Below are 24905 nucleotides of genomic sequence, written 5' to 3' on the forward strand. Positions count from 1 at the left end.
CATCGGTCCGGCTGACAAACTGTGTCCGCCGATCCGCACTTCGAGAACTGACGGTATCCCAGGCTTTCCAGATGGGCCCAGCCCTCGACACGATGTGCCTGAGCGTACCGGCAATGGGACAAAAATCCGTTCGCGAATTGCACGAACTTCTCTCTCGCTTTGCGACAAGAAGCGAATTGCCCCTATCCGGCGAGATTGATCAGCAGGCCCGATCGTCAACCGGGCAGGAGAGGAGCGACCTAAAGCAGCTCCTAATGACGCAGGTCACCCGGCTGTTTTCAGCGATTTCCCTGCACGACACAATCGAGGCGATCGGCGTTTCCGTCCGCCTTGCACATTGCGTCGGGATATCTCCACTCCGCGACGTGTCGTTGGGGGAGCTGCTTGTGGAATGGGGGCAAACCAGCGCCACCCTGCTCGGAATCAAGAACTTCGGAAGAACGAGCCTCCTGGAATTGAAGGAAGCGTGCATCGGTCTGATCGAGACCCACTTCGGCATGAACGGGCTGGATCATCAGTCCGTTGCAGCGTTGCGATCCCTGCTCTTCGAGAGCGCAGCTGCGGAAGGCAACGAGTTCAACCACCTTTGCCGCAGGCTTGTCGCCCTCCCCGAGTTCCACTTCAGCATGTTGCGGTCGAACGATATCCAGCCGCCTCAAGCACTGACCGCAATCCTGTTTCAGGAACTCGACGAACGCGCGTGCGACATCGTGACTCGACGATACGGATTGCTAGGTACCGTTCCGGAAACCCTGGAGCAGATTGCCACCAGCTATGATCTGACGAGAGAACGGATCAGGCAACTGGAGAGCAAGGCCCTCGGGAAAATGCGGCTGATGAAGACTCGGCTCCCCCTGCAGGAGAGCTTGATCGGCCATGGAACGGCAATATGGGCGACCATCGCCGAGGACCGTGACTTCCTCGGACTTTCGGACATTTCCAACGGCTTGTCGATATGCCCGCATGTCCGACTGCTCATGGACATTCAGGCAATCTCGACATCCGAATTGCTGGATCAGGTCGCCACTCGATGGCGGGGTGGGTGGTGTCGTTCGGACATGGATATCGGCGAGCTCGATCAGGCCAGAGCAGAACTGGGTCTGTTGCTGAAAGGCAAGGAGCTACCTCGCCCGCTTCCTCCACTCCACGCCTCGGAGCCCTTCGAAATTCACCGCATCGCTGCTGTGCTGGGTCTCGGATTGAGAGTCCACTCCGATTACGTGCTGTGCCAGGAAAACCCGGCACGGTCCCAGATCAGGATCATCGAACTTCACAGGCTGATCGGTAACCGCACCAACCCATGCGACGCTGCAGAGCTGGCAAGGCAGCTCGGCTCAGCCCGTGGCGGAGGCACTGTCTCGGGTCGATATGTCACCGCGATGATGGAACGGTATCCTCACCTGTTCCTCGAAGCGGATGACGGACAGTGGTTCGGGATAGGTGGACATGACGTCGTGGCGACAGATGCGGAGCTTGCGCCCGCCACCGCCATCGAGGTGAATGAAGAGTCGAATGACGACGGCTTCACCATGACGAACTTGCTAAGGGCTATCCTGAAGGAGGTCGGCCCCACGAAACTGTCACGCCTGGTGGAAATCGCAACGGAAAGGCTTCCGCCGGAAAGATCTCCTGCCAGCATCGGGCCAACGCTGATCATGAATGCGGAAAGCTTCGTTCGCGTTCTCCCGGGAGTGTATGGCCTGCGAGATTGCGTTCCTTCGGCCACGGATCTCCTTCAGCAGAATCCGACATACCTTCTGAACGACGAGCAGGTGCGCCTCTATGCATTGGGCCGGCGGGCTGGCGAGCCTTGGGGCGCCTTCCCGCTCTGGTCGCCTGCCGCAGAGGTGGCAATGTGCAGTTGGGCGCCTGATCATGCCGATCCATCCGTCCTGCAGTCCCTCCTGTCGGTGGCCACGTTTGACGCCTGGCCTGTGGATGCTTCGACGAGAGACGCGTGGAAGGAATTCGCGACAAAACACCCCGCCAATTTTCTTCTTCATTTCGAACCTCGCAGCCAGGTCGGCTACGCTCTTCCGGGGATAGACAGACTTCTGGCGGCATGCCTCGAAGCGCGGGCGAGCGGGCAATTCAACTGGATGATCGGCAATCGGATTCTGAAACGTCCGGTCTATTCACACATGTCCGCCGGGCTCCTGGCATTGATGTGCAGCTTGGGCGCCCTGAGCATCGAGATGGGTGGACATTGGCAATTGCCACACTCGCCCGGATCCAAGCTCGAAGATCTCACAGCACTGCTCGCAGGCGAACTGCACGATCACGGGTCGCTGGACTGGAACAGTCCACTCGGCACGCGGCTCCTCTCCGAGGCGGGCGAAACGATCGGGAGATGGTCAGGCTGGTTGGACATGCGACTGCTGGCGACCATGCTCGCGTCTTCGTCAACGGCTTCCGGGGACGGGACGATAGATTTCGTCGGAATGGCCATCGAGGCGGAAATCGGCGCTCTCGACTGGGCTACCGCAGAAGGCGCCTCGGCACCGTCCCGACCACATGCGGGCCAGACTCTCACCGACTATTCCGCGCTGGAGGTTAGGTCGGCCCGCATTCTTTCGGAAAATGAAGCGGAGTGGTCCTTCGAGGATGATTTTTTTGATTGAAAAGGAGTGAAATGCCAATAGTCGAGATGTCGGGCAAGGAGTTGAATGTGAAAGGAAATTCGGGGAAACGGCGAAGTGCGCCGCCGCGCGCAAGTGCAATGGCGGAATCGCTTCGCGGGCTAGGTTACAGCACTCCGACCGCACTTGCTGACATCATCGACAACAGCATTTCGGCAGGCGCGAGCCGCATCGACATCCGTTTCGAGTGGAACGATGGCGCGCCTTACATCCATGTGCTGGACAATGGCCGCGGCATGAGTGACGCCGAACTCGAAGACGCGATGCAACTCGGCGCCAAGAATCCGCTCGAGGAACGCAGTGCCCATGACCTTGGACGGTTCGGGCTGGGCCTCAAGACGGCATCCTTCTCGCAAGGTCGCCGCCTCACCGTTTCCTCCAGAGCAGTGGGTTGCGAACAGGCATGTCTGCGATGGGATCTCGATCTCCTGTCCCGACCCGGCGACGAAGGATGGCATCTCTACGAAGGGCCTGATCCAGCATCGGCGGAACGGCTCTCGCCCTTGTCCGGTAAAGAACACGGCACGCTTGTGCTCTGGGAGAATCTGGATCGCATCACCGGGCGCGGCTTTGCGGTCCAGGATTTCCTTGATCTGCAGGACGAGGTCGAACGCCATTTGGCCATGACGTTTCACCGACTGATCGATGATGGCCTGGAAATCTGCCTGAATGAGCTCGCGATCGCAGGCTGGGACCCCTTCATGACCGGCCATCCGGCCAAGGCATGGGACTCGGGAGAGATCCGCTTGGGCGACCGCGGCGAGGTTCGCGTGCAGTGCCATGTGCTGCCGCACAAGGAAATGCTGAAACCAAAAGAGGTCGATCTCGCGAGCGGCCCAGCAGGTTGGACCATGCAACAGGGCTTCTACATCTATCGCAATAAGCGCCTGCTGGTCGCTGGAGGCTGGATGGGGCTCGAGCAGAATGGCCGCGCACTGACGCGAGACGAGCCACATCGCCTTGCGCGGATTCGACTGGACATTCCCAACTGGGCCGACGCGGATTGGAAAATCGATATCCGCAAGTCGTCGGCCCGCTCCCCCGTGCGGCTACGTCGGCAATTGCTGAGCTTGGCGCAAGAGACACGTGACAAGGCCCGCAAGGTCTTCGCCCATCGAGGACAATGGAGCCCTTCGTCGACCTCCAAGCCCGTCGACGAAGCGTGGGTTTCCGAAAGATCGGGCGGAGCGACACGCTATCGCATCTCCCGTCAGCACGCCGTCATCCACTCCCTTCTCGAACGTGCCGGCCCCCTCAAGAGGGACATCCTCGCCGTGCTTCGCATCATCGAAGAAACCGTGCCGATCCAGCGCATCTGGCTCGATACCGCGGAAGACCGAGAAACCCCTCGCAACGGCCTTGCCGATGCACCAGGGGCGGAAGTCCTCGAGCTGATGAACATCGCCTTCAACAACCTCGTCGAGCAGCGGCGGCTGTCACCGGACGAGGCACGAGCGAAGCTTTTGCTGACCGCCCCATTTGACCGTTTTCCGGAACTGGTGGCGAAGCTTCCTCTCAAATCCCAGGAGAAAGAATGATGCTGGACGCCCAAGAGAAGGCGCACTTCGATATCATCAAGCTGGTTCAGATGCTGATGGATCAGGTGCCTGCAGGTCAGGTCAGGACTCCGGAGATCATCGCAAGCAACTTTGACAGGGCACTCACGACGCTGGTGCCCATCATGATGCCCAACCTCGAGGTGGAAATCGATCGCGACCAGGTCCTGTCGGAGTTGATCCGTAGAGAAGCAACAACCGTGGGAAAGAGCAGCACGCTCGCCTCGCAACAAGGCCACATCGACTGGTTGAATGCAGGTCGAAAGGTCGATTGGCGCTATTGGCGCAGATATGCGACCTGGCTTGAAGGGAAGATGCCGATCAAGGCCGTCGATGGCATCGACGATGCCACCGACGACATTCTCAGGCAGTTGGAAGATCCCAAGCGGGCGGACGCATGGGATCGGCGAGGCCTTGTCGTTGGCCATGTCCAATCAGGCAAGACCGGGAACTACACTGGCCTCATCTGCAAGGCCGCCGATGCAGGCTACAAGATCATCATCGTGCTTGCCGGCCTGCACAACAACCTGAGATCCCAGACGCAAGTCCGGCTGGATGAAGGTTTCCTCGGCTTCGCCACCATTCCGAAGATGGACGAAAAGCCTGTCATCGGCGTGGGCGAAATCGATCGCGACCACTCGATCAAGCCGAACTTCGCCACGAATCGTTCGGAAAAGGGCGACTTCGACACCAAGGCCTCGAAGACCCTCGGCGTCACGCCGGAAGAACGGCCATGGCTGTTCGTGGTCAAGAAGAACAAAACCATCCTCGAACGGCTGCTCTACTGGATCAACAATCATGCCTGGGACGCACAGGAAGAGGGGACGGGCCGCAAGCTCGTGACCAAGCTGCCTCTTCTGGTGATCGACGACGAGGCCGATCATGGTTCCGTCGACACGGGCGAACAGGTCTACAACGAAGAAGGGCAACCGGACCCGGAATACGAACCCAAGACCATCAATCGCCTGATCCGCTCGATCCTGCATTCCTTCACGAGGAGCGCATATGTCGGGTACACGGCGACCCCGTTTGCCAACATCTTCATCCATGAGCAGAACGAGACGCCGGAACATGGGCCGGACCTTTTCCCTTCGGCCTTCATAGTCAATCTTGCCGCGCCCTCAAACTATGTCGGGCCGGCCAAGGTCTTTGGGTATGGAAACGAGCGCCCCGAGGACCTGCCCCTGATCCGGGAGCTGCGCGAGAGCGAGTATGACACCTGGATGAAACCTGGCCACAAGAACGGTTACGTGCCGACCCACGAGGGAGAAAGGCGATTGCCGCCTTCGCTCGAGGAAGCGGTCCGGGCTTTCGTTCTTGCCTGCGCCGTTCGCAAGCTGCGTGGCCAATACCGAAAGCACGCCTCGATGCTGGTGCACGTCACCCGCTTCACCAATGTCCAGAAGGAGGTGACGGAGCAGGTCGAGGCATACGTCCGGCAAATGCGTCAGCGTTTCCAGCGTGGAACGGACCTCATTGAACTCGAGGGTACGTTCAAACGCCAGTGGAATGACGACTTCGGACCGGCAAGCCGGAGGATCAGCGAGGCATTCCCGGACTCGGCCCCTGCCGTGAATCATTCCTGGGAAGACCTGCGCGAGGTCTTGCCCGAAGTGCTGGCCGACATCAGCGTTCGCCAGATCAACGGGACCGCGAAGGATGCTCTCGACTATGCCGAAAACGAGAACACCGGCCTCAAGGTTATCGCGATCGGCGGCGACAAGCTGGCGCGCGGACTCACGCTGGAAGGGCTTTGCACCAGCTATTTCCTGCGTACGGCCAAGATGTACGACACGCTGATGCAGATGGGCCGATGGTTTGGTTACCGCGATGGCTACCTTGACGTGTGCCGGCTCTACACCACCGGTGAACTCGTCGAGTGGTTCGGGCATATCGCCAGTGCTTCCGAGGAAATGCGCAGCGAATTCGACCAGATGGTCGCGGTGGGCGCTACTCCGAGGGATTACGGCCTGAAGGTGCAGTCTCACTCGGTGATGACCGTCACGTCCCGCGCCAAGATGCGAGCCTCAAAGAAGCTCATGCTCTCCTTCAGCGGCGACCTTCTGCAGACGATCGTGTTCCCCAACGACCCCGCCGAGATCACACGGAACTTCGAGGCAGGCGAACGACTGGCAAGGGCCATGGGAACTCCTGCCCCTCTCTCGCAGCAGCGCCGCAAGGTGAACGGCCAGTCGTGGCATGGCCATCTCTGGCGTGACGTGCCCCACACCGCCGTTACCGCATTTCTCCGCGAATATCAGACACACGCGGCCTCCATGCGCGTGGTGTCGTCGGTCATCGCACAATTCATCGATGCCATGGCACAGGACGGAGAACTGACGGATTGGACTGTCGCCCTAGTCGGAAAGGACGGAAGTGGAAGCGAGGAACCCAAACCAAGGACCTTCGCCGACCTTCCTGTCGAGTTGCTCAAGCGCACCAGAATTCGCGAGCATGACGATCGCTACTCGATCAAGACGCTGATCTCACCCAGGGACGAACAGGTCGACGTGACCCCCGAACAATGGTCTGAAGCACTCGAGAAGACACGCGATCGCTGGCAGGGAGACTCGGGCCGGGGCCAAGCAAAGGAATTGCCGGACGAACCATCGGGCCCTCTGCTGCGCGAGGTACGAGGCTTCGGTCCGTTTGCCGAGCCCAAAAAGGGCCTGCTCCTGCTCTATCTGATCGATCCCGACAGCAGCAAGGTCCCCGAGATCGCGGGAGCGGATCCCGTCCTGGCGTGGGCGATCAGCTTCCCCGGCAGCAATTCCGGCACCAAGGTGCCTTACGAAGTGAACAACGTACTATGGACGCAGATCAATGGCTGGGCTGACTGACTTCAACCTCGACATCGCCTGGAAGGCATTGGCCAGCCAACCTTCCGATGTCCAATGGGCGATGATTCCGATCATGCAGCCGGGCCTCTTCATGGCTCATGCCGCCCGGAAATTTCCCGGCGACCTGGAGGCTCTGGTGATCGAGTTTCCGGGTAGCAGGCTCTCAGAAACCAGAAAGCTACCGGAGGGCGGCGGGTTCGAGGTTGTCCGCCCGGACAAGACGGACGGCGCCCCCAACGTTTCGGCGATTGCGCTGGTGCGGCACCCCGCGGGAGCGCTGGAAATGTTCAAGGTCATGGCCACGGACATTCTGGCACTTCTTGATCGAAGCCGCGACCTGTCGGCCGGCCTCCTCGTGAACAGGTTTCTCGAGCGGGTCGTGGCATGGCAGCTTTTCATGCAGCCTCCCCGCAACGGGCCCTTGAGCATGGAGGCGCAGACCGGGCTCTTCGGGGAACTCTGGTTCCTTGGTCAGCTGCTTGACCGCGACATGCCAGGTCCGTCTGCAGTGGATGCCTGGGATGGCCCCATGCATGGTGCACAGGATTTCCGCATCAACGGAGGCGGAGTTGAGGTGAAGAGTTCCACCGCCACCGAGGGCTTCGTCGCAAAGATCCAGTCACTGGAACAACTCGATGGCGGGGAGGCAAACCCGCTGTTCCTGCTGGCCCTTCGCCTCGAACTGGCGACCGGGGGATCCACACTGCCAGAACTCGTCGCAGTACTGCGCGAACGCTTGGAACCCAGCGGCGGCCAAACCATGTTCAATCGAAAGTTGCTGGCAGTCGGCTACCATGATGATCATGCGGAAAGCTATGATCGGTGCCTCTCGGTGGCGCGGACCCGCGTTCACAAAATCGACTCCGAATTTCCTCGCCTTTTCAAAGGCAATGTCGCTCCAACCATCCGGCGTGCGAGCTATGAGCTCGACATCGAGGGCAGTGATGCCGGCCTGGTTGAAGAGGCCGAACTGTTTCAAGGCATTGGATTGGAATGACGATGGAGCTGGTCGACTTTTTTCACGGCATGCGGGCGCGCATCAAGGACGGGGTCAATGAGCGCATCGAATCCGGCGACATCATCAACGCGGGAACCGAACGGATCTTCGCCGAGATCGTGATGGAACACCTTGCCGATTCCGGCCTTTGCGAAGAGGCCAAGGTGTTGAACTACGACGCCAAGGTCGGCAACGCCAACGTCCGGATGAACGGCTACGCGCTGGACGACGAAGCCACCCAACTGGACCTCTTCGTCAGCCTCTATCTGGATTCCGACGAGCTCCAGAAGGTTGCGGGCAGCGCGATCCAGACCATAGCGAAGCAGGGCATGCAGTTCCTGATGAATGCCGCCAAGGGACGTCTTGGCAAGGTCATGGAATCCAGCCATGAAGCTCAGCCATTCGTTGCTCAGGTGGAGGAGGCCTGGCAGGATCTGGATCAGGTCCGGATCTTCGTCATCACGGACGGTCAATGCGACAAGTCCCGTTTCAGTGGAGCGGAGATCGAAGGAAAGCTGGTCGCGATCGAGGTGATGGACATCGGCCGCCTTCATCGACATATCGCCGCGGGCAAGCCACGCGACGAAATTGCGCTCGACTTCACCAGCACCATCGGCATGCCCCTCCATTGCGTGTATGTCCCGGACCAGACCGCCGATTATGATTTCGCGCTGACCGCCTTGCCCGGCGAAGTCTTGCGCGCATTGTACGAACGATACAGCCAGCAGCTTCTCGAAGCCAATGTACGTTCCTTCCTCGGTGTGACCGGCAAGCACAACAAGGGAATTGCCACCACGCTTCGGGAGGAACCGGAGCATTTCATGGCCTTCAACAATGGCCTCGTGATCGTTGCCGATGAAGCCCGTTTCGAACGGAACGAGCATGGCGAGGTCGGCATAGCATGGATGAAGGGCTTCCAGATCGTGAACGGCGGCCAGACAACTGCGTCGATCTATTTCGCAAAGCGGAAGAATCCGGAAATCGACCTGTCGCATGTTCGCGTCCCGGCAAAAATCGTGGTGCTTCATGACGACGTCGATCGCGAGAAGCTGATCTCGAACATCTCCCGCTATGCCAACAGCCAGAATGCGGTGAAGAATTCGGACCTTTCCGCAAACCGACCCTTCCATGTCCAGCTAGAGAAGCTTGCGAACAGCACGTATCTTCCGGACGGAGTAGGCCTCTGGTTCTACGAACGTGCAGCTGGCGGCTACAACGTTCTGCTTTCGCTGAAGGGGACGACTCCAGCACGGCTCCGCAAGCTGAAGGAAGCCATACCGCCGTCACGAAAGCTGTCGAAGAATGACGTGGCGAAATATGTTCAGGCATGGCGCCTGCTTCCTCACGTCGTCAGCCTGGGCAGCGAGAAGAACTTCAAGGCTCTGATGGATGATCTCGACACCTCACCCGATATTGTCCCCAATCCGCTGGAAGTGAGTTGGTACAAGGAGATGATCGCCAAGGCCGTCATCTTCAGGACGGTGCACGCGATGGTGAGGCGGATGTTTCCTCAAGGCCAGGCGAACGTCGCCGCCTACTTGGTGGCCGTGGTTGCTGAAAGGCTGGGTGATCGACTGGATCTGGCAAGGATCTGGAATCGTCAGGGGCTCTCGGACGAGTTCAAGAAGTTGCTGGCCGACTGGTCTCACATCGTTTTCCGCGCCATGACGGAAAAGGCCGCCGGCAAACAGATCCCCGAATTCGCCAAGCGCTCAGAATGCTGGGACCATGTACGCGTTCAAGCCTTCGATCTCGGCGAGACACTTCCACCCGAGGTCAAGACGTGATCCTCCCGCAGAACTTCCGCCCCAAGCCCCATGGAGGTCGTACAAAGCGGCCCTCTTTGGGACTTTTGCGACGGTCGGCTTCCGAGAAACCGACCCAGCAAAGCGGTCGTTCACGGAACTGCAGAATCCTCCTGCCGAACGCCGGCGATGCGCCGATAGTCGCCATCAAACGGTGCGGTTTGATCGCCCGGGAGCGGACATTCGTTCAGGTTGGACGAGGCCACCGGGCGCGAGAAGAAGCTGCCGGTCGGCCTCCGCCCCATTCGAGACGCGGTGCGGTGTCAGCAATGTTGAATGAAGCGCCGTGCGTGCCCGTCGGCCATGGGTGGCTCCGGTTCGTTCCGGAGGCGCGTGAACTGCGAAGGTGTTATCTGTTGGCTTGCGCAATCGCCTGTGTATGGTGAGAAATAAATTACGCTTGGTGTTCAATGACAAAAGATACCAGTCATGAGGCTTCAGCTTCTGCCCTTGGCTTTTACTTCCAATCGTTCTTCGCATTGAAGGCCCTTGTGGCCCTTGCTGGAGATGAAGGGGCGGTCGCCATCGAGACTGCTGATGACGTCGAGCTGCAGGACAACGGGCAGGTTTTGCTCTTCCAGCTCAAGCATACTATGAAGGCCGCACCCAGTGCCCTCACGCTCAGCTCCCGTGGTCTCTGGCGGACGGTGAAAGCCTGGATAGACGTCTTGCCAAGGCTGTCCCTGTCAGAAACCGTTTTCCATCTCGTCACTGTCGCACCGATTTCGAGCGGGAACGTGCTTGAAGTTCTAAGGTCCCCGGAGACCGACAGAAGCGCGCTTCTACAAGCGATGGTCAAGGAAGCCGAGCGCGTCGTTGCTGAGCGCAAGGAAGCACAGCTTGCGAAAAAACCGCTGCCGCACGCGGATCGAGCAGCTGGTTGCATCGCCTTTCTCGGGCTTACACCTCAGGGCCGGCTGAATTTGTTGCGACAGGTGCGGGTTGAGGACGCAAGCTCTTCGATCGACAAGCTCGAAGGGGAGATCGCCGGGCTTCTCACGTTGATCAAGCCCGATGACCGGGCTTTGGTAGCCAGGCGTCTGATTGAGTGGTGGGATCGCCAGGTCGTTTATGCCCTTTGTGGCAAGCGGGCGAAGTTCATTTCGCGCATGGAGTTCCAGGAGCAGATTACGGAATTCATCGCGGATATCGAACAGGATCGGCTGACGGCGGATTTCGAGATGCTGGCGCAGCCCGCCGACTATCAGCCTGATGGCATGTTGACGCGCCAGATCAAGCTCGTCGACGGGAAGGGGCATGACCTTGCGAAGGCCATACGCGAGGAGTGGAAGGCCAGGCAGCAGCGTTCGAAATGGGTGAACGACCGACCCGCCATGGCGGCAAGGATCGCGGATTACGATCATGTCCTGAAGGAGCACTGGTCGGACAGGCATGTTGAAATGGCGGATGCCTGCGAGGGTCTCGAGGAAACCGAGAGGCGCAGTAGCGGGCTTGGTTTGCTGCGCTGGGTCCATAACGAGGCCCCGAGCATCATACGCCCGATCGAACCCGGCTTTGCTGCACCATATTATGTGCGGGGCAGCTACCAGGTTCTTGCGATTGACCGTGAAGTGGGGTGGCACCCTGACTACGTTACTCTCCTGGTAGAAGAGCAGCCATGATCGCGCATGATATCTATGCCGAGACAAACCCGGCTTTCGGTGCCTACCTGCTTGTCTCCTTCATCCGCGGCTTTGCGGAGGCGAACGAAAGCGGGCCTGAGCTGCCGGTTGCCTATCTTGTGCTTCCCATCGCCATCTCTGGTGATCTGAAGGCGAGCTTCGATAGTACGAACAAGCGGACCGGACTTCAGGAATGGCTGGAGCGCAGTCCCCAGATTCAGATCGGCCTGGCAGAGCGCCTGAACGCCACTATGGGCTTTGTCCGTGAGGCGTTGCGGCTCGGATGTTTCTCAAGAGTCGTGAAATTGGGCGCGGATGCGCGACTGAACATCGGCGAACAAAGTATCCGCAAGAGCCTTGCCAACGGCCTGTCAGATGAACTTTCACAATCCGTCCGTCACGCGGAACGGCTCGGGTACTGGTGCGCCGTCGCTGGATCGACAAAAACAATCTACGATACGATGGGACTTACCCTTTGAAGCGCTGGAACATTGCCTCGATCTTTTTCCTGGGTCTTGATGGTCGCTATCGACCGGTGGATCTGGGACCGGGGGTGAATATTATCACTGGTGCGTCCGGGACTGGCAAGTCGGCGCTGATCAAGGCGATCGACTACTGTTTGGGGTCGAGCAAATGCGAGCTGCCGGCCCATGTCCGCCGGCGTAGCATAGCCGTTGGTGTCAAATGGGTTGCTGGCGATGACGAAATGATCGTCGGTCGACTGATCCCGGAGGTTGGCCGGGCGACCAGCCATCAGATGTTCGCGAGTTCGGGCCGCAACCTGTCGATTCCCAGAACCGTGGAGCAGTTCGAAGGCCCCACTACCATCGACGCTGCGAAATCGTTCCTCGAACGTGCCTTCGGCATCGGCGATCTGCCGGGTGAACCCGACGCCTGGGGTCGGACAAGGGGGCGGGCTACGGTGCGGCACGTGACGTCGTACATGTTCGTCACGAAAGAAGTCATCTACAGCGAACAGGTCCTGCTTCACGGTCTCGAGCAGTCCGAAAAAGCGCCCGATATCATTGCGTCGATGCCCTACTTCCTGCGCGCCACCGATGAAGCGAGTGCGTTGAACGAACGCCGTTTGCGCCAGCTTCAGCGATCGCTGGAACTGGAGGAACGGCGCGCCCGCACCCGCGCGACAACAGTTAGCGCCTTTCGTGCGCGCGCCTTCGGTTTGCTTTCTGAAGCAGAGCGGCTCGAGATGATCGAGCATGTGCCGGCGGACACGCCGGATGCGGCTTTGCTGGAGAGGTTGCAGGGTCTCGGGCAGGATCCCGTCCGCGCCAAGGTCGTTCCCAACGAGGGACAACTCGCTGAACTTCACAAACGCAGGAAGGCGCTGCTCGCGGATCTCAGTGAAATCCGGCGCCAGGCCGCAGCGGCGCAGACGGTGATTGACGAGGTCGCCGGATTCGAAGGAACGGTCCGGCGCCAGCGCGAGAAGCTGATGCTGGCCGATTACCTCAAACTGGACAGCATCAGTCCGATCTGCCCTGTTTGTGACCAACCCTCCGACGCCGGCGCGAACGCGGTGGCGACCCTTCGCGCAACTGTGTCGAAGGTCGCGGGGGAGAGCGCTGCCGTTGATCGCGTGAAGCCGCGCCTGATTGATTATGATGGAACGCTCCAAGGCAAACGGACCGTGATCAGTAATGATCTCAAGTTGGTCGACGAGCAGATCCGGACATGGCTACGCCAGTCAGAGGACAGCCGGAAGTTTGCGAGCCTCGCGCAATTGCGGGCTCACCTGCTGGGGCGCATATCCTTCTTCATTGAAACCATGAACGACGAACTGCTCCCACAGACGCGAGACCTGAGCGTACTGAAATCCCAGATCAGGGAACTGGAGGGGCTGGTGGACAAGGCCTCACGGCTCGTGAAGCTGCGCTTTGCCGAGCGCCGGGTCTCGCAGTATGCCACGCAGGCCTTTGCTAAACTCCCCACCATCGAGCCGTGTGTCGGCTCGGAACTCGACTTCTCCTCCGCGGAGCCAGAGGTCGCCGTTATCGAGGCCGACAGCAGCATCGTCCTGCAAATGAGCGACGTCGGATCGGACCAGAACTATCTGGCTATTCATATCGCGCTGGCTTTCGCGCTCCAGCAATTCCTCGGCGAAACGGATTCACCCGTCCCCGGTGTCCTAGTGTTCGATCAGATCAGTCGACCCTATTTTCCTGCCAAGGGAGAACAGAACCTGGATGAACGCATGATCGAGGGGACAGACGAGGAAGAGGAAGATGAGGACATCGCCGCAATGCGACGCCACGTCGATTTCCTTTTCACCGAGACTGAACGGCTCGCGGGGCTTCAGGTGATCCTTATCGAACATGCCTACTTTGCTGACGATCCGCGCTATGTCGCCGCGACAAAAGAGCGCTGGACTCGCCTTTCCGGCAAGGGGCTGGTGCCCAATGACTGGCCGCTCAGAGCGATCAAATGATCAGTCTGAGGGCATGGTATGAGGTCGGTTCAGGCGAGCCTGTGCGCGTGCATGTGCTCGCCGTTGGCTTCCCAGGCACCGAGAATGATACCCTCGAACATGACGCGGCTGATCTCGTCACGCCACGTAACATACAAAGTGCCCTTGTAGTCCGCCAATTCGGCTATCGCCCCGTTCCAATGCCGCTGGTAATGATTGCTGAGGCTGGCAGCGGTCGCCTGGGCGTGACCCCAGACCATGTGCAGCCTGCCAATTCGGCTTTCCGTTTCCCGTTCCGCGACGAACCGGGGCGTGTGTGACAGCAGGTCGTGGGAGGGTTCACCGCTCTCCTCATGGGTGTCCGAGAAATCGAGAGAAGCGATGTATTCAGAAGCGTTCATTGCTGATCTCATCCTTGAGTTCGCGGCGTGGCAGTTGTCGGGGGCTAACATCCGGCGGCGCTGCTTGAGCAGCGGTGGTCAGGGGTTGCAGAAAATCTTTAGTTCGACACCTATCGACTGACATCCAGCATAAAGCGACAACACGAGGTGAAAAAGCTGCAGGACATGAGACGCAGGATTCGCGTTTTCAAAGGCGTCATCCACCGCCTTTTTCGACAGGATGCCGCCGCTTACGACTAGCCATACCTCACGGCTTGCAGCCGGATTTCCCCGGACTTTCTCGAACAGCGCCCGAAAGGCTTGCGACCCGGGTCCGATGCGTTTTCGTGGCACTTCGCCTCCCGACAGCTTCCAGGGTTTGTCGTACCGGGTCTTTGCACCCGGCAAGGCCTGGCCGTCGGCCTTCAGATAGGCGAGGTTCTTCAGCGCCTGACCGCTGACGTCGTACAGGCCCGATGCGCCTGCACCCGCCGTCCCAGTCTTCCACTTCGCCGGAATGAAGACGACCCGCTGATTTCCCCGATCGTCGACCCCAATGAAATCGGCGACTTCCGTGTTGCCAATATCATCACAGACCAGCGCGGCAAATGGCTCACCGAATGGTCTGTTTACCGCGGTCTTTGCCAGCGCTCTGTCGATCAATCCGAACAGAGACCCTTCAGGCCAGGTCGATGCACTTTCGCTAAGCGTCCCTTTCTCGGAGGTGATTTCTTGCAGGCCCGGGACGGGAGTCAGAAGTCCGGTTACAAGGCTCGCGGCCCCTCCGGGGCGGCCGAACTGGAGATCGACGGAGTAGAAATGGCGATAGGCGTAGATTACGGATGCGGACAGGATGATCCGGAACGGCTGCTGCCGGTTGAGGCGGTGCAGCAGTGTAACCTTCGGGTTAGCGCTGTCATGAAATGCCGAAAGCTCCCGGCATGAAAGCCAGTATTTCTGTTTGGACGCATCCCACCGGATCCAGACAACAATCTCGCTGTCGTTGATCCGGATGTTGAAGGCGTGCTCAAACCGTTTGGGTCCGCCAGCCTGCACACGGATGTCCGCGCATGCACTTTCGAGGTCTACCTTTATGGGTTCGCCTGCACCATTCAGAAATTGTCCATCGTAAGCATCCATATCGATGAGGATGTTACGGGGCGTTGTGTCGACCGGCGCCTCGATCGCGGTCGCAAAGCGGTTGAACAGGTCGGCAGGAGGAGCCGCGGCATTTAGCTCCTCGTCAAGCTTGCTGCACCAATCGGCAAATTCACCCAAAGTTGAGTTTGGACCTTCTCCCTCGCGGATCCGTGCGCTGGTGAAGCCAAGGCTACGACGGACACGATCTGTCGGTCGACCCGTCGCGCGGGTCACCACGTGAGTTTGCTCTCCGAGGAAGACGCCTGACCGTGCGACGGACGGAGCCTGGAATGAGCGGCCACGCAGGGTCAACGGGCCAAGGTCGGTATTGCGCAAGGTAACACCGGTGATCGCCCTTCCTTTCTGAGGCAGCAGCGATCCCAATGCACGAGGTCCCAGGCGGGAGTTCAGGCCGTCGAAGTCATCCATCCAAAGGCCACGAGTGTCGTAGAAGTAGAGCCGGTTTCCCCGCTGGGCGTAGGCTGTTACCTCGATCGATGCGGTCTGGAAGAGAGTTTCGGCAAGCAGAGGTGACTGGCGCAGGGAAATCGAGAGGTGAAAACTGACCCGTGCACCCGGAAGGTATCCACCGGCCATCTCAATCCGGTCGTCGTCATCGAGCGCGGCGGTGACCGCCTCGGCGAATTCCTCGAGCTTGAAGCTTTCCGATGTGGTGAAAATTACAGACGAGAGCGGGACTCGAATATCATCTGCGATCGCCATATCGGTCAGGTCGTTGCAGCGCCGGAACTGGCCATCGACATAATCGACCTGGGGCAGCGAAGCGAGAATCCTGTCTACCATGGCCTGGTCTCGCAACGGTGGACGGCCCCCGTTCGCTACGCAGTACGCATCATATGCAAGGAAGCGGTTCCACATCGCATCAACGCCATCGCCTGAACGACCGAACACATAGGCTGGATCAGCCACGACTCCCGCAGGCCCGGGGTGTCGGGTCAGGCGTCCAACCTGTTGCACGAGCTGGCGCTCGTTCGTGAAATTCGAAAAAAGGAACAAGACCCGGCAGGCTGGATCATCGATGCCTTCTGTCAGCATATGCTGATGGATCAGGAACCTCTCCGATCGGGTGGAGAGCTCATCAGGAACTTCGCCGGATCTCCAGCTGCGTTCCTCGCCTTCATCCTGGAAATTGGTGTGCACCGCCAGGACACCTTCGGGGCGTTCGCCGAGCGCGTTCGTAAAGGCTATGAACAGGGATTCGACTTCGGACTCCTCGTCAGCCCGGATGATGACTTTGTCGGTGTCCGCGATTGTCCCCGCCGCGACCAGGCCGTCCCGCAGCGCAATAGCCTGCTCGGCGAATGCGGCGGGATCGAGGGGTAGAGCGACTTCGCTAACGGTGATGGGGCGGATGAGCCCCCTGGCGATCGCATCGGTAAACGAGAGGAAGCTGGTGAAGGTCTGGTCGACCCCAAAGATCTTGAGGTCGTTCCGGTACGGCGTCGCACTGAAAAGAACGGTCGGAGCGCCAAGACCGCGAGCGGCTTTAGCCCACTGCGGAGCGGGTTCACGGTGGCCTTCGTCGAAAAAGACCGTGCCAAAGATGTCCGCGAGCTTGCGGTAATCGTCGGCGCTGGCGTGAATTTGCTGAAGCGCCTGGATCGTCGCAAAGATTGCTAACGGCTCGGTTCCTACCGCGGCAACCCGGGCGACGACGTCGTCGATTTTGGAGATCGTGAGCCGCAGGGTATGTGGGAACTGCCACTCTGCAGGCGCCTCGATCTTGTTCCAGAACGTCGATGCGAACTGGCGCTCGAGCTGTGTCACCAAAGCGGCGGACGGGCACACGATGAGGACTGGCTTATGCTCGGCACGTCGCCGTGCGAGTGTCGCCATAATCCCCGTTTTACCGGCCCCGGTGGGATGATGCACGAGTGCGGAATGCCCATCCGCAATTTGCGCGAAAAAGAGTTCAGTTTGATCGACGGCCGCCCGCTGATGGAGCCACAGACCAAGATCATCGAGATTGAGGGCCAGTCTAAGTCTCCATTGAAGAACTGTTTCGTGACATCGTCGCACGGTCGGGGCTGTGATCCAGCCTCATATCGCGCGTGTCCAACCGGATAGGGCTTGCCGACGGGCGATGAAAGGCCAGCGACAGGTAAACCTGGCCTAAATCACCGTTTCGTGGCTTCGCTCACTCGATAGCTGGTGTCAGGCTCAAGTATGTCCCAGAGCCATTCCCGCTCCCGCGAAGGGGAAATCGCACGACTGCCTCGACCACGGTGGCACTGAAACTTTTATGGCGAGGATCATGGCCGGCTTCCGGTGTAAATGCGCCCTGATCACCCCCATACATGAGCAGTCACGGCGTCATAGAATTCAACCTCCAGCGGCCACTTATCGTGGCGCAGGCCCTTCAGCCAGTTCGCGCGCACAATGATGTCCTGGTTCCACGCTTCCAACTGATCGCCGTAGAGGCCGACATACAGCTTCTTGAACCTGCCGCGTCCAATGCGGGTGAGTATGTGGTCGTCGTTCGCCGCAAGCGAGTGACCAAAGATGAACCAGCAATGAGGTCCCTTGGTCACATTGGCGGTGAACTGCTTCAGGCCCTGATAGAGATAGGCATTATGCCGGATCTTGGCCTTCTTCTGGGCGCTGGTGCCCTCGGCCACGAACAGCGGGAACTTGTTTCCGGCCAGAGCGGTGCGGGCCTGGTCGATCAGGGGCACACCCTTGCGCACCCATGTGTACTTGAGCAGATCCCTGCCGGAATCGAACAGGTGCAGCGCACCGTGGAGGAACATAACGCTGGCGCTGTGCGCGTTCGTCTCCCCCTGCCATACGACATATTCAGCATCAGGCTCGTCCTCGTCGTTCCCGAAGCCGTCGTTCTTCGCGAGATCGGCGGTGGTTCCGAAGAACGGATCCTCGTGCATCAGCGTCCAGTACAGCAGCAGGTCGTAGTTCAGCGTGAAAACGCAGCCTGCCCTGTTGCCCGACAGGAAATGAGAAAGGAATCGGCGGCAAGCGTCGAACTTATCCTCCGGAATCTCGGACGGAACATGCGGGTGGTTGCCGGCAATCGTCTGGACCAGGATTTCTTTCAGCATCGCCGCATGGTCTAGCATCTTCTGCGGGGCCGCTCCGCCGTCCGCCACGTAGGCTGGCAGGATAGTCGCCGAACTTTCCAGCGTGCGGATCACCGCCTCGAAGTCCTTGGTCCCCAAGGCCGCGAAAACCTGCTCGAGTTCGGGAGCCGCAGAGAAGTCGGCCTGATCGTATAGTGACCCATAGTGGAAAATGTCGGCCCGGCACGCGATGCTAAAGCCGTTGCCCAATAGCAGGTGACGCTTGCTGAACTGCTCACTATCCGCGATCGCCTCGTCGAACGTTATCAAGTAGTCTCACTCCCCGGAGTTGCAGGTTCCACGCCCGGCCGTCTCCCAGTTTCAACAGCCTACGGTGGTCTAACGTGGTTATGCCCCTCAATCGAGCCTGTTTATCTGATGGTAACTGGCGGTAACTCAAGCTGATATGCGCCGTCCAAAGCTGAGCGCGAGCATGGCTCGTCCGGCCATTCGCGCGGGAGGCATGGAGGTGGAACCACTGGCCTGCGCTAAGGGCGGCGTCGCGCTGGACGAATGGAATGTTGCGTTAGAAGCTGTCGTTCAAAACCCGAGCGGCGAACGACCGGGTCTGGTCGCGAGCTGCCGGGATAACTGCCGGTCCGCACCTGGGGAGTGAAATTGTGGCGCTGAGTGACCGGAAAGGGTCGGTTTTGCCGAGCGCCCAAAGCCGCATCGTGGGACATTCCCGACGTTCGTAGGCGACACGTTGTACGGCATCTTTTGTCAGGAGCCGACGTTAAGCGTTCGCCAGACCGTGGGCGAAGGCAACAGAAACGGGCCAGCCGCTGACCGTAGCTCGTGCCTGCTTCGGTGGTTGTTGACTAGGCATAGTGAATGACGAGAGCATTGCTGCTTTGAAAGACAGTTTGTTTTCGATCATCCGCGCGGCGATCGACGACCGCTAGCCTTTCCTTTTGTGGCCATCACCCACCCTCGATGATACGCAGGTCGAAGATCAGCACAGGCATGCGCCTGCGACGCCAAAGCGTCTCGAAAAGGCGCTTGATGCGCCAGCGAGGCGATTGCACATCAACGTGGCGTCCGATTTCACGGATCCGTAGGAAGCCCGCGCCTCGCTCCTCACTTTGTGGCTCTAACTGAAAGCCTAGCTGTATCGGCCGTAGCGACACCATCCGCCTCGGCGGAGACGCGCCGAAGATAGTTTTGGGGGCATCGGAATTCTCAACCAGGTCGATGATTTCAGCGCATATCCTGTCCCAGCCTTTCGCATTTGCCTTGGCGGGCGGATAGCTGGTGCAGGCGAAGCGCGCGCCGACTTCAAGTTTCCCTCCAGGATTTGGTGACCGTCCGGCAAGAAATGCGCCTAAGAGAGTGCCAAAGCTGATGTTGCAGCGCTGTTGCTGATCCGAGGGTGCTGCCATCCACCATGATGACCAAGAAGGCAGGGCCTTTGGGCCGGGCCGCCTAGAAACGCGCGGCGCGGCAATATACCATCCATAGGGAAGCGTGCCCTGAGCGCTTCCCCTGAGGTCGATCTTCTCTGCTAGTGGCGTCTGGGAGCGGGATGACTTGTAAAGGTCGAACGTCGGCCACTTGGACAGTAGATCGAACTCTCTTTTCGTGCTCCCCTGCATCGGCTGGACCGGCACGAAAGGATTAGCCTGCTGCTGTCCCGATCGAGCAACCTTGGCCTGCAGCAGAGCCGCTCTAGCCTTAGGGGGGCCATACAGCGCGCCAGCGGGGGAGACAAACCGCTCAACTGCGAACAGAGCAGCATCGCCAAGCTCGGTCTTGGAGGACACGCCTTTCACATCCGCAAGCGGGATCTTGTCGATCCAGGCAAGTCGGATGGTGAGTTCGCGCTTGATGCCGGGTGAACTGGGAATGGCCTGCCTCAGAAGCGCATGAAGGTCAGCCAGATATTTCCGGTCAAACAGCCCGCCAAGCTGCTTGAGTTCTCCTGCTGTCGCGAGCGCAAGGCCATGCTTGCGGGTAAGATCATCAATGGCCTTCTCGGTCTTCTGGTCGATTAATCCAAACATGGGTCGCGAGGTTCTCCGCTGATGGTCATGGGAAGGTGGATGCACGTCCTTATCGAGCGCGTTGCAACTCTGAGGAAGCTTTTGCCACTAGAAAAAGCAGACCTTCCGCTCTCGCCTTGGCTAATTGAATGGGCAAGGCTGGTCGGTTCGAGGCCGATAGCTTCTAGGCCAGCATCGGGGAATAGGCGGATACGGCTTCGTTTTCGCAGGGACTTTACTTATAAGCATCACCAACAAGCTCTAAGTGCGGACGATGAAGATTCATGGGTGACATGTGAGCAAGGGAAAGCAGAAGGCCCCGAACTTTCCCTCCGTCGAGGACCTGATCGCCAACGCAACGGATTTCCTCAAATCTGCCACGGCGGACCTGACCGCACGCCCCAAGCATTCGGTGATCGCATTCTACACCGCGATCGAGCTGATTCTGAAAGCTCGCCTGATGGCGGAGCATTGGACGCTAGTCGTCTCAAAGAATGCCGATCGAGGCAGCTTTACCAAGGGCGACTTCGTGTCGGTCAGCTTCGACGAGGCCTGCACGCGCCTTCAGTCCGTCATCGGCAGCCCTCTCCCCGATGGAGCCAAGGCGATCTTTAACAGCCTGCGCAAGCACCGAAACAAGATGGTCCATTTCTACCATGACGGGGAGACGGACAAGAACGCCCTGGAGAGCATCGCCCTCGAGCAACTCCTCGGCTGGCGGGCGCTCGTCGCGCTCATGGAGAACCAGTGGCAGTCGACGTTCGCCAACATGGCGTTCGACATAACGGCGATCGATGAGGGCTTCGCGGAACACAGGCTCTACGCGAAGGCGAAGTTCGAGAGCATCGCCGAGCGGTTGAAGGCCATAACCGACAAGGGCGGCGTGCTCGTCGAATGCGGGTTGTGTTCCTTCGTGGCCGCCGAGCGTGACGAGGACGCAGACGACGTCTTCTCGAGCAGATGCCATGTCTGCAACGGCTACCGTCGGTGGATGGTGACGCCTTGCGAGCAGTGCGGAGAACCTCTCGCCAACGAGGGAGATGATGGCGCCACCTGCCACTATTGCGACGCATCGTACACCGTGGATCAGCTTGTCCAGCAGCTCGACGAAGAGGTGGCCACCATGGACAACTATTTCGACGCGCTCACCCCCGCCAACTGCGCGAGCTGCGATGGATACCACACCGTCATCACCTGGAAGGGCGGCTACGTCTGTCTGGCATGTATCGATTTCACCGATGAGCTCGACAAATGCGGATGGTGCGGAGAAGCGAACAATGGCGATCTCGAGATGTCGGGCATCCGTGGTTGCAGCGCCTGCGACGGGAACACCAAACTCATGTACGACGACTAGCGGAACGGCGCCGGACTTGAGTCAGAGCGGAAGCCGGACCTTGAATTCGTTCGCGACCAAAATTTCGAGCCGCATGACAAGGAGTATCTGGGCGAACAAGGTCGAGCACCGGGCAAGGTATGATGCATATCCCATGGACTGCACGTCGCCCCGCCCACCTTTGCCCGATTGGTACTCGATGATGCCGGTCGCCCTGTCGAAGACCATCCCACCATGGTGGGAGGCATTGCGCACCTGGTTGTCAAACTCCGCGCATACCACAGCCATTGCGGCATTCTCAGAGATCGCCCTGCACCGTCCGGCCTTGTCGGTGCGCTGGTAATCAGCCAGCGCGATATTGCGCAGTCGGTCGAATGGCCGATCCTCGATCAGGTTGTTGAGGCAGGTGAGGAACTCGACATTGTCGCCGAACGCCTCGAAGGCATTTCCGTAGAACATCCGCGTCGCGTCGAAATTGGTCGATGCCGCCGTATGATCATCGCCGACCTCGACGCCCGACGCGACCAAATGGTGGACCTGCGAGAATTCGGAGAAGGCGCCGAGATAGGCCTTACAGACCTCGAAGGCGCGCCGCGCATGCGCGACGCTCATCGTGTCACCGAAATGACGAACGAAGCGGTCGAAGTCCGGCTTGTCCTTCGCGATCATCAGCTGCTGGAACAGGCCCTCGAAATGCTCCTCGAACCGTGGCTGGATCAGGTTCGCCGCGAACTGGAATACCCAGTCGGCCAGCGTGTCGGGGGGATCGGAATATCCTGCGCCCGGGATGAACTTCTCCAGTCGCTTCCCCGCAAGCTCATCCTTACCGTTCCGATACAGCGACCAGGCCGCCCTCAGTTGATCCCACTCCTCTGTAATGCGCGCCCGTCGAGGCTGCTCTGCCGACAGGAGCTCAAGCGTCGCCGGCAGGCCAGCACGCGTCCGAGCCGCCAGTACCCCGTCGATCATCCGCTTCCCGAAATCCAGGCTGGGGAACGCGTCCGCGCTGCCGATCTCCGATTTTGAGAAGACGAACGACGGGTGGAGGTTCACGATCGGCGCGTCGTTGTCTTCCTCGGATTTCTCGGTATTCGGCCCATAGGACCAGCCGACCCCGAGTTCGAGGCGAACCCCCATCTCCTGACCGCAACTGTTGCACGCGAACTGGTGCGCCTGCACGGGTTCGCCGCCCAATCCGATCCGTAGGACATGCGCAGTGCCGCACTCCGTGCACCTGACATACTCCCTGACGATCAAGAACGATCCCCCTCTGACTGCGGTCCGGGACCGCAACTACCCGCTTGGTGAATGAAGCACAGCATCCTAAAACGCGAGGGCCAAGCAACGGAACTGTTTGCGCGCTCGGAGCCGAACGCGTTCTTCAACAGCTGGGTCCCGAAGGTGTTCGGGTCAATGACCCCGGACGTTCTCAAGCAGAAGGTGATCCAGCTACAGGAATCGTCGCGCTCGTCCAAGGGGTCTCCACTTAGCGGGCCAAACTCGTGCTGATGAATAATGCAACGAACCTCGGCAACCGGCCATAATGGAAGGGATTGTGGGGAGATCACCCCGCCGCTCCCTGAACGTCTGGCTCCGTTCCGAGGATTACTTTTCTCCGGTCGCTCGGCAGATGAACAAATGACGCCTTTTGGGGCAGGAGCCGACAATGCGGAACCACGGTTTCTGGGCGCTACCGCCGCTGGAGCGATTAGGGCTGCCAATGTCCGCTTTCGACCCGAACAGTCGTTCCCACCCGCTGATGGGAACGACTTAAGTTGGGTCGCGACCTGCCGGTTACCGGACAGTCCGGACCTAGGAACGCGAGATCGGCGGCTGAACGACCGGGAAGGGTCGATGCCGGAAGCGGCGGCATTGCCCCCTTCTCGCCACTCCAGCGCCGATTTCGCTTTCCCAGAAGCCGTGGCCCGCTCAGATTTCAGTTGCTCTACGGGCTGTCAAAAGGGTGTCGGTCAGCCCTCAACCAAACGCAGCCTGCCAGTCCATCGCGTCGGCCTATAAAGAATGGGGTGCAAGTGGCGTCATTCTCAAACGCCATCAAGCTAGCGACTGTCGTGCCATCAACCAGGCAGCAGCTTGAAACTGACCTGATACCGGAAGAAGTCGATGTTGGTCGTGACCGACAATGCGCGGCGCAACTTCAAATCGTCTTCTAGGGCAATGATTGCGCCCTTCACAGTCTGCTCTTCCGTGGCCAGTTCACCCAGCACATAACCCATGTATCGCTGTATCTGGCCGACAACTACGTCGCTCGCCCGACCACGCTTCAATTCCACGACGAGCAGTGTCTTCCGGTCCTTAGATATCGCGAGAATATCGATAGGGCCGGTATCGCTGAGATACTGTTGGCCGATCAGTTCATCCCCTTCGCTGTAAATGTCATAGGCTTTGCCGAGTTCGGTTTGCGCCCAATTGGCGACAAGGAAGTCCTCTAGGTGTTTTTCCAGCACGAACGTGCTGGCGTCCTCAATGATCTCGCTCGTCGCCACGACAGTTGGGACGACCTCGCGTCCGATCAGGCGCTCAATTTCGTCGGCATACTGGTCGATTTCAACGATAGTTCCCGGCCCATTGGTAGACCCCTTTAACGTCTCGCTCAGTTCGGACCGCTTCGAGCGACCGGGGAACCACTTCACCTTGCGTTGCTGCGGCAGATTGGCAGTCGGGACGCAATAGTAGTCGCTGGTAATCTCACCCCACATAATGTCGCCGTTGGCATCTGGGCACATGACCACATCGCCGATGGTCATGCCCGCGCCGAAATTCCAGAGCATCCCGCAGGCCAGTCCCGCCGCGACCATGGTTTTTCCGGGGTTCCGTTCCAAAAATTCTGGCCTGAATCGCGCGTTGAAGTCCTTCCAGCTATCACCAAATTGCCCGGTCAGGTCTTGCTTGAAGCCCCAATGGACACCGATGAAGCCACCGTCGAAACACTCGGCAGCGAGCCGCGCCTTCTCTCCCAGACGGACACGATAATAGGATCGGCTCACACTGCCTCCCACGCAGTTGCTCAATGAAGGATTGTCCCGCAGAATTGTTAGCCCAGCCAGTTCGCTATGCCAATGCCGCTGCT

Annotated in this window: 15 protein-coding genes; 9 read left to right on the plus strand and 6 right to left on the minus strand. The window is 59.4% G+C overall.

The genetic code is table 11. From position 1 onward, the window contains the following. The first annotated feature begins 254 nt into the window (after positions 1-254). From ACZ1JC_RS25390 to ACZ1JC_RS25425, 8 genes are all read left to right on the plus strand, one after another. A complete protein-coding gene (locus tag ACZ1JC_RS25390; protein WP_465137525.1) occupies positions 255-2621 on the plus strand; it encodes a sigma factor-like helix-turn-helix DNA-binding protein in 2367 nt (788 codons plus the stop codon). 11 nt (positions 2622-2632) lie between these two features. Next, positions 2633-4177 (plus strand): ATP-binding protein, encoded by a 1545-nt coding sequence (locus tag ACZ1JC_RS25395; RefSeq protein ID WP_465137524.1) that lies wholly within the window; start codon positions 2633-2635, stop codon positions 4175-4177. Next, a complete protein-coding gene (locus ACZ1JC_RS25400) occupies positions 4174-7035 on the plus strand; it encodes a Z1 domain-containing protein (RefSeq protein WP_465137523.1) in 2862 nt (953 codons plus the stop codon). Before ACZ1JC_RS25395 ends, ACZ1JC_RS25400 begins: the two co-directional genes overlap by 4 nt. After that, on the plus strand, positions 7019-8032 hold the full coding sequence (locus ACZ1JC_RS25405) for a PD-(D/E)XK motif protein (RefSeq protein WP_465137522.1): 1014 nt from the start codon (positions 7019-7021) through the stop codon (positions 8030-8032). Before ACZ1JC_RS25400 ends, ACZ1JC_RS25405 begins: the two co-directional genes overlap by 17 nt. A gap of 2 nt (positions 8033-8034) precedes the next feature. After that, positions 8035-9819: an AIPR family protein gene (locus ACZ1JC_RS25410; protein WP_465137521.1), complete on the plus strand. Its 1785-nt coding sequence runs from the start codon at positions 8035-8037 to the stop codon at positions 9817-9819. A gap of 428 nt (positions 9820-10247) precedes the next feature. Further along, the gene (locus tag ACZ1JC_RS25415) at positions 10248-11459 is read left to right on the plus strand and encodes an ABC-three component system protein (protein ID WP_465137520.1); all 1212 of its coding nucleotides are present in this window, start codon (positions 10248-10250) and stop codon (positions 11457-11459) included. Further along, positions 11456-11938 carry a three component ABC system middle component gene (locus ACZ1JC_RS25420; RefSeq protein ID WP_465137519.1) on the plus strand — a complete coding sequence of 161 codons (483 nt, stop codon included), beginning with the start codon at positions 11456-11458 and terminating at the stop codon, positions 11936-11938. Before ACZ1JC_RS25415 ends, ACZ1JC_RS25420 begins: the two co-directional genes overlap by 4 nt. Continuing rightward, on the plus strand, positions 11935-13905 hold the full coding sequence (locus tag ACZ1JC_RS25425) for a DUF3732 domain-containing protein (protein WP_465137518.1): 1971 nt from the start codon (positions 11935-11937) through the stop codon (positions 13903-13905). Before ACZ1JC_RS25420 ends, ACZ1JC_RS25425 begins: the two co-directional genes overlap by 4 nt. A gap of 29 nt (positions 13906-13934) precedes the next feature. Here ACZ1JC_RS25425 and ACZ1JC_RS25430 read toward each other — a convergent pair whose 3' ends face one another. From ACZ1JC_RS25430 to ACZ1JC_RS25445, 4 genes are all read right to left on the minus strand, one after another. Then, positions 13935-14285 carry a hypothetical protein gene (locus ACZ1JC_RS25430; RefSeq protein WP_465137517.1) on the minus strand — a complete coding sequence of 117 codons (351 nt, stop codon included), beginning with the start codon at positions 14283-14285 and terminating at the stop codon, positions 13935-13937. A 78-nt stretch (positions 14286-14363) separates the two neighbouring features. Further along, positions 14364-17444: a DEAD/DEAH box helicase gene (locus tag ACZ1JC_RS25435; protein ID WP_465137516.1), complete on the minus strand. Its 3081-nt coding sequence runs from the start codon at positions 17442-17444 to the stop codon at positions 14364-14366. Between the two features lie 266 nt (positions 17445-17710). After that, positions 17711-18769 (minus strand): DUF4917 family protein, encoded by a 1059-nt coding sequence (locus tag ACZ1JC_RS25440; protein WP_465137515.1) that lies wholly within the window; start codon positions 18767-18769, stop codon positions 17711-17713. Positions 18770-19422: 653 nt separating this feature from the next. Continuing rightward, a complete protein-coding gene (locus ACZ1JC_RS25445) occupies positions 19423-20502 on the minus strand; it encodes a hypothetical protein (protein ID WP_465137514.1) in 1080 nt (359 codons plus the stop codon). Between the two features lie 274 nt (positions 20503-20776). On the opposite strand from ACZ1JC_RS25445, the gene ACZ1JC_RS25450 reads away from it, so the two are divergent. Continuing rightward, positions 20777-21835: a hypothetical protein gene (locus tag ACZ1JC_RS25450; RefSeq protein ID WP_465137513.1), complete on the plus strand. Its 1059-nt coding sequence runs from the start codon at positions 20777-20779 to the stop codon at positions 21833-21835. Between the two features lie 21 nt (positions 21836-21856). Here ACZ1JC_RS25450 and ACZ1JC_RS25455 read toward each other — a convergent pair whose 3' ends face one another. Together ACZ1JC_RS25455 and ACZ1JC_RS25460 are read right to left on the minus strand one after the other, a co-directional pair. After that, positions 21857-23008, minus strand: coding sequence for a hypothetical protein (locus tag ACZ1JC_RS25455; protein ID WP_465169081.1), 1152 nt, complete (start codon positions 23006-23008; stop codon positions 21857-21859). 884 nt (positions 23009-23892) lie between these two features. Beyond that, complete coding sequence (locus ACZ1JC_RS25460) at positions 23893-24822, minus strand: endonuclease NucS domain-containing protein (RefSeq protein WP_465137511.1); 930 nt, start codon at positions 24820-24822, stop codon at positions 23893-23895. Positions 24823-24905: the final 83 nt, after the last annotated feature.

This window comes from Sphingomonas sp. BL-S-28 (genome assembly GCF_055521515.1).

What these genes read in the sequence shown, in the direction of transcription:
- ACZ1JC_RS25390 (WP_465137525.1), top strand. Translation starts at nt 255, where the DNA reads ATGACGCAGGTCACCCGGCTGTTTTCAGCGATTTCCCTGCACGACACA.
- ACZ1JC_RS25395 (WP_465137524.1), top strand. Translation starts at nt 2,633, where the DNA reads ATGCCAATAGTCGAGATGTCGGGCAAGGAGTTGAATGTGAAAGGAAAT.
- ACZ1JC_RS25400 (WP_465137523.1), top strand. Translation starts at nt 4,174, where the DNA reads ATGATGCTGGACGCCCAAGAGAAGGCGCACTTCGATATCATCAAGCTG.
- ACZ1JC_RS25405 (WP_465137522.1), top strand. Translation starts at nt 7,019, where the DNA reads ATGGCTGGGCTGACTGACTTCAACCTCGACATCGCCTGGAAGGCATTG.
- ACZ1JC_RS25410 (WP_465137521.1), top strand. Translation starts at nt 8,035, where the DNA reads ATGGAGCTGGTCGACTTTTTTCACGGCATGCGGGCGCGCATCAAGGAC.
- ACZ1JC_RS25415 (WP_465137520.1), top strand. Translation starts at nt 10,248, where the DNA reads ATGACAAAAGATACCAGTCATGAGGCTTCAGCTTCTGCCCTTGGCTTT.
- ACZ1JC_RS25420 (WP_465137519.1), top strand. Translation starts at nt 11,456, where the DNA reads ATGATCGCGCATGATATCTATGCCGAGACAAACCCGGCTTTCGGTGCC.
- ACZ1JC_RS25430 (WP_465137517.1), bottom strand. Translation starts at nt 14,285, where the DNA reads ATGAACGCTTCTGAATACATCGCTTCTCTCGATTTCTCGGACACCCAT.
- ACZ1JC_RS25445 (WP_465137514.1), bottom strand. Translation starts at nt 20,502, where the DNA reads ATGTTTGGATTAATCGACCAGAAGACCGAGAAGGCCATTGATGATCTT.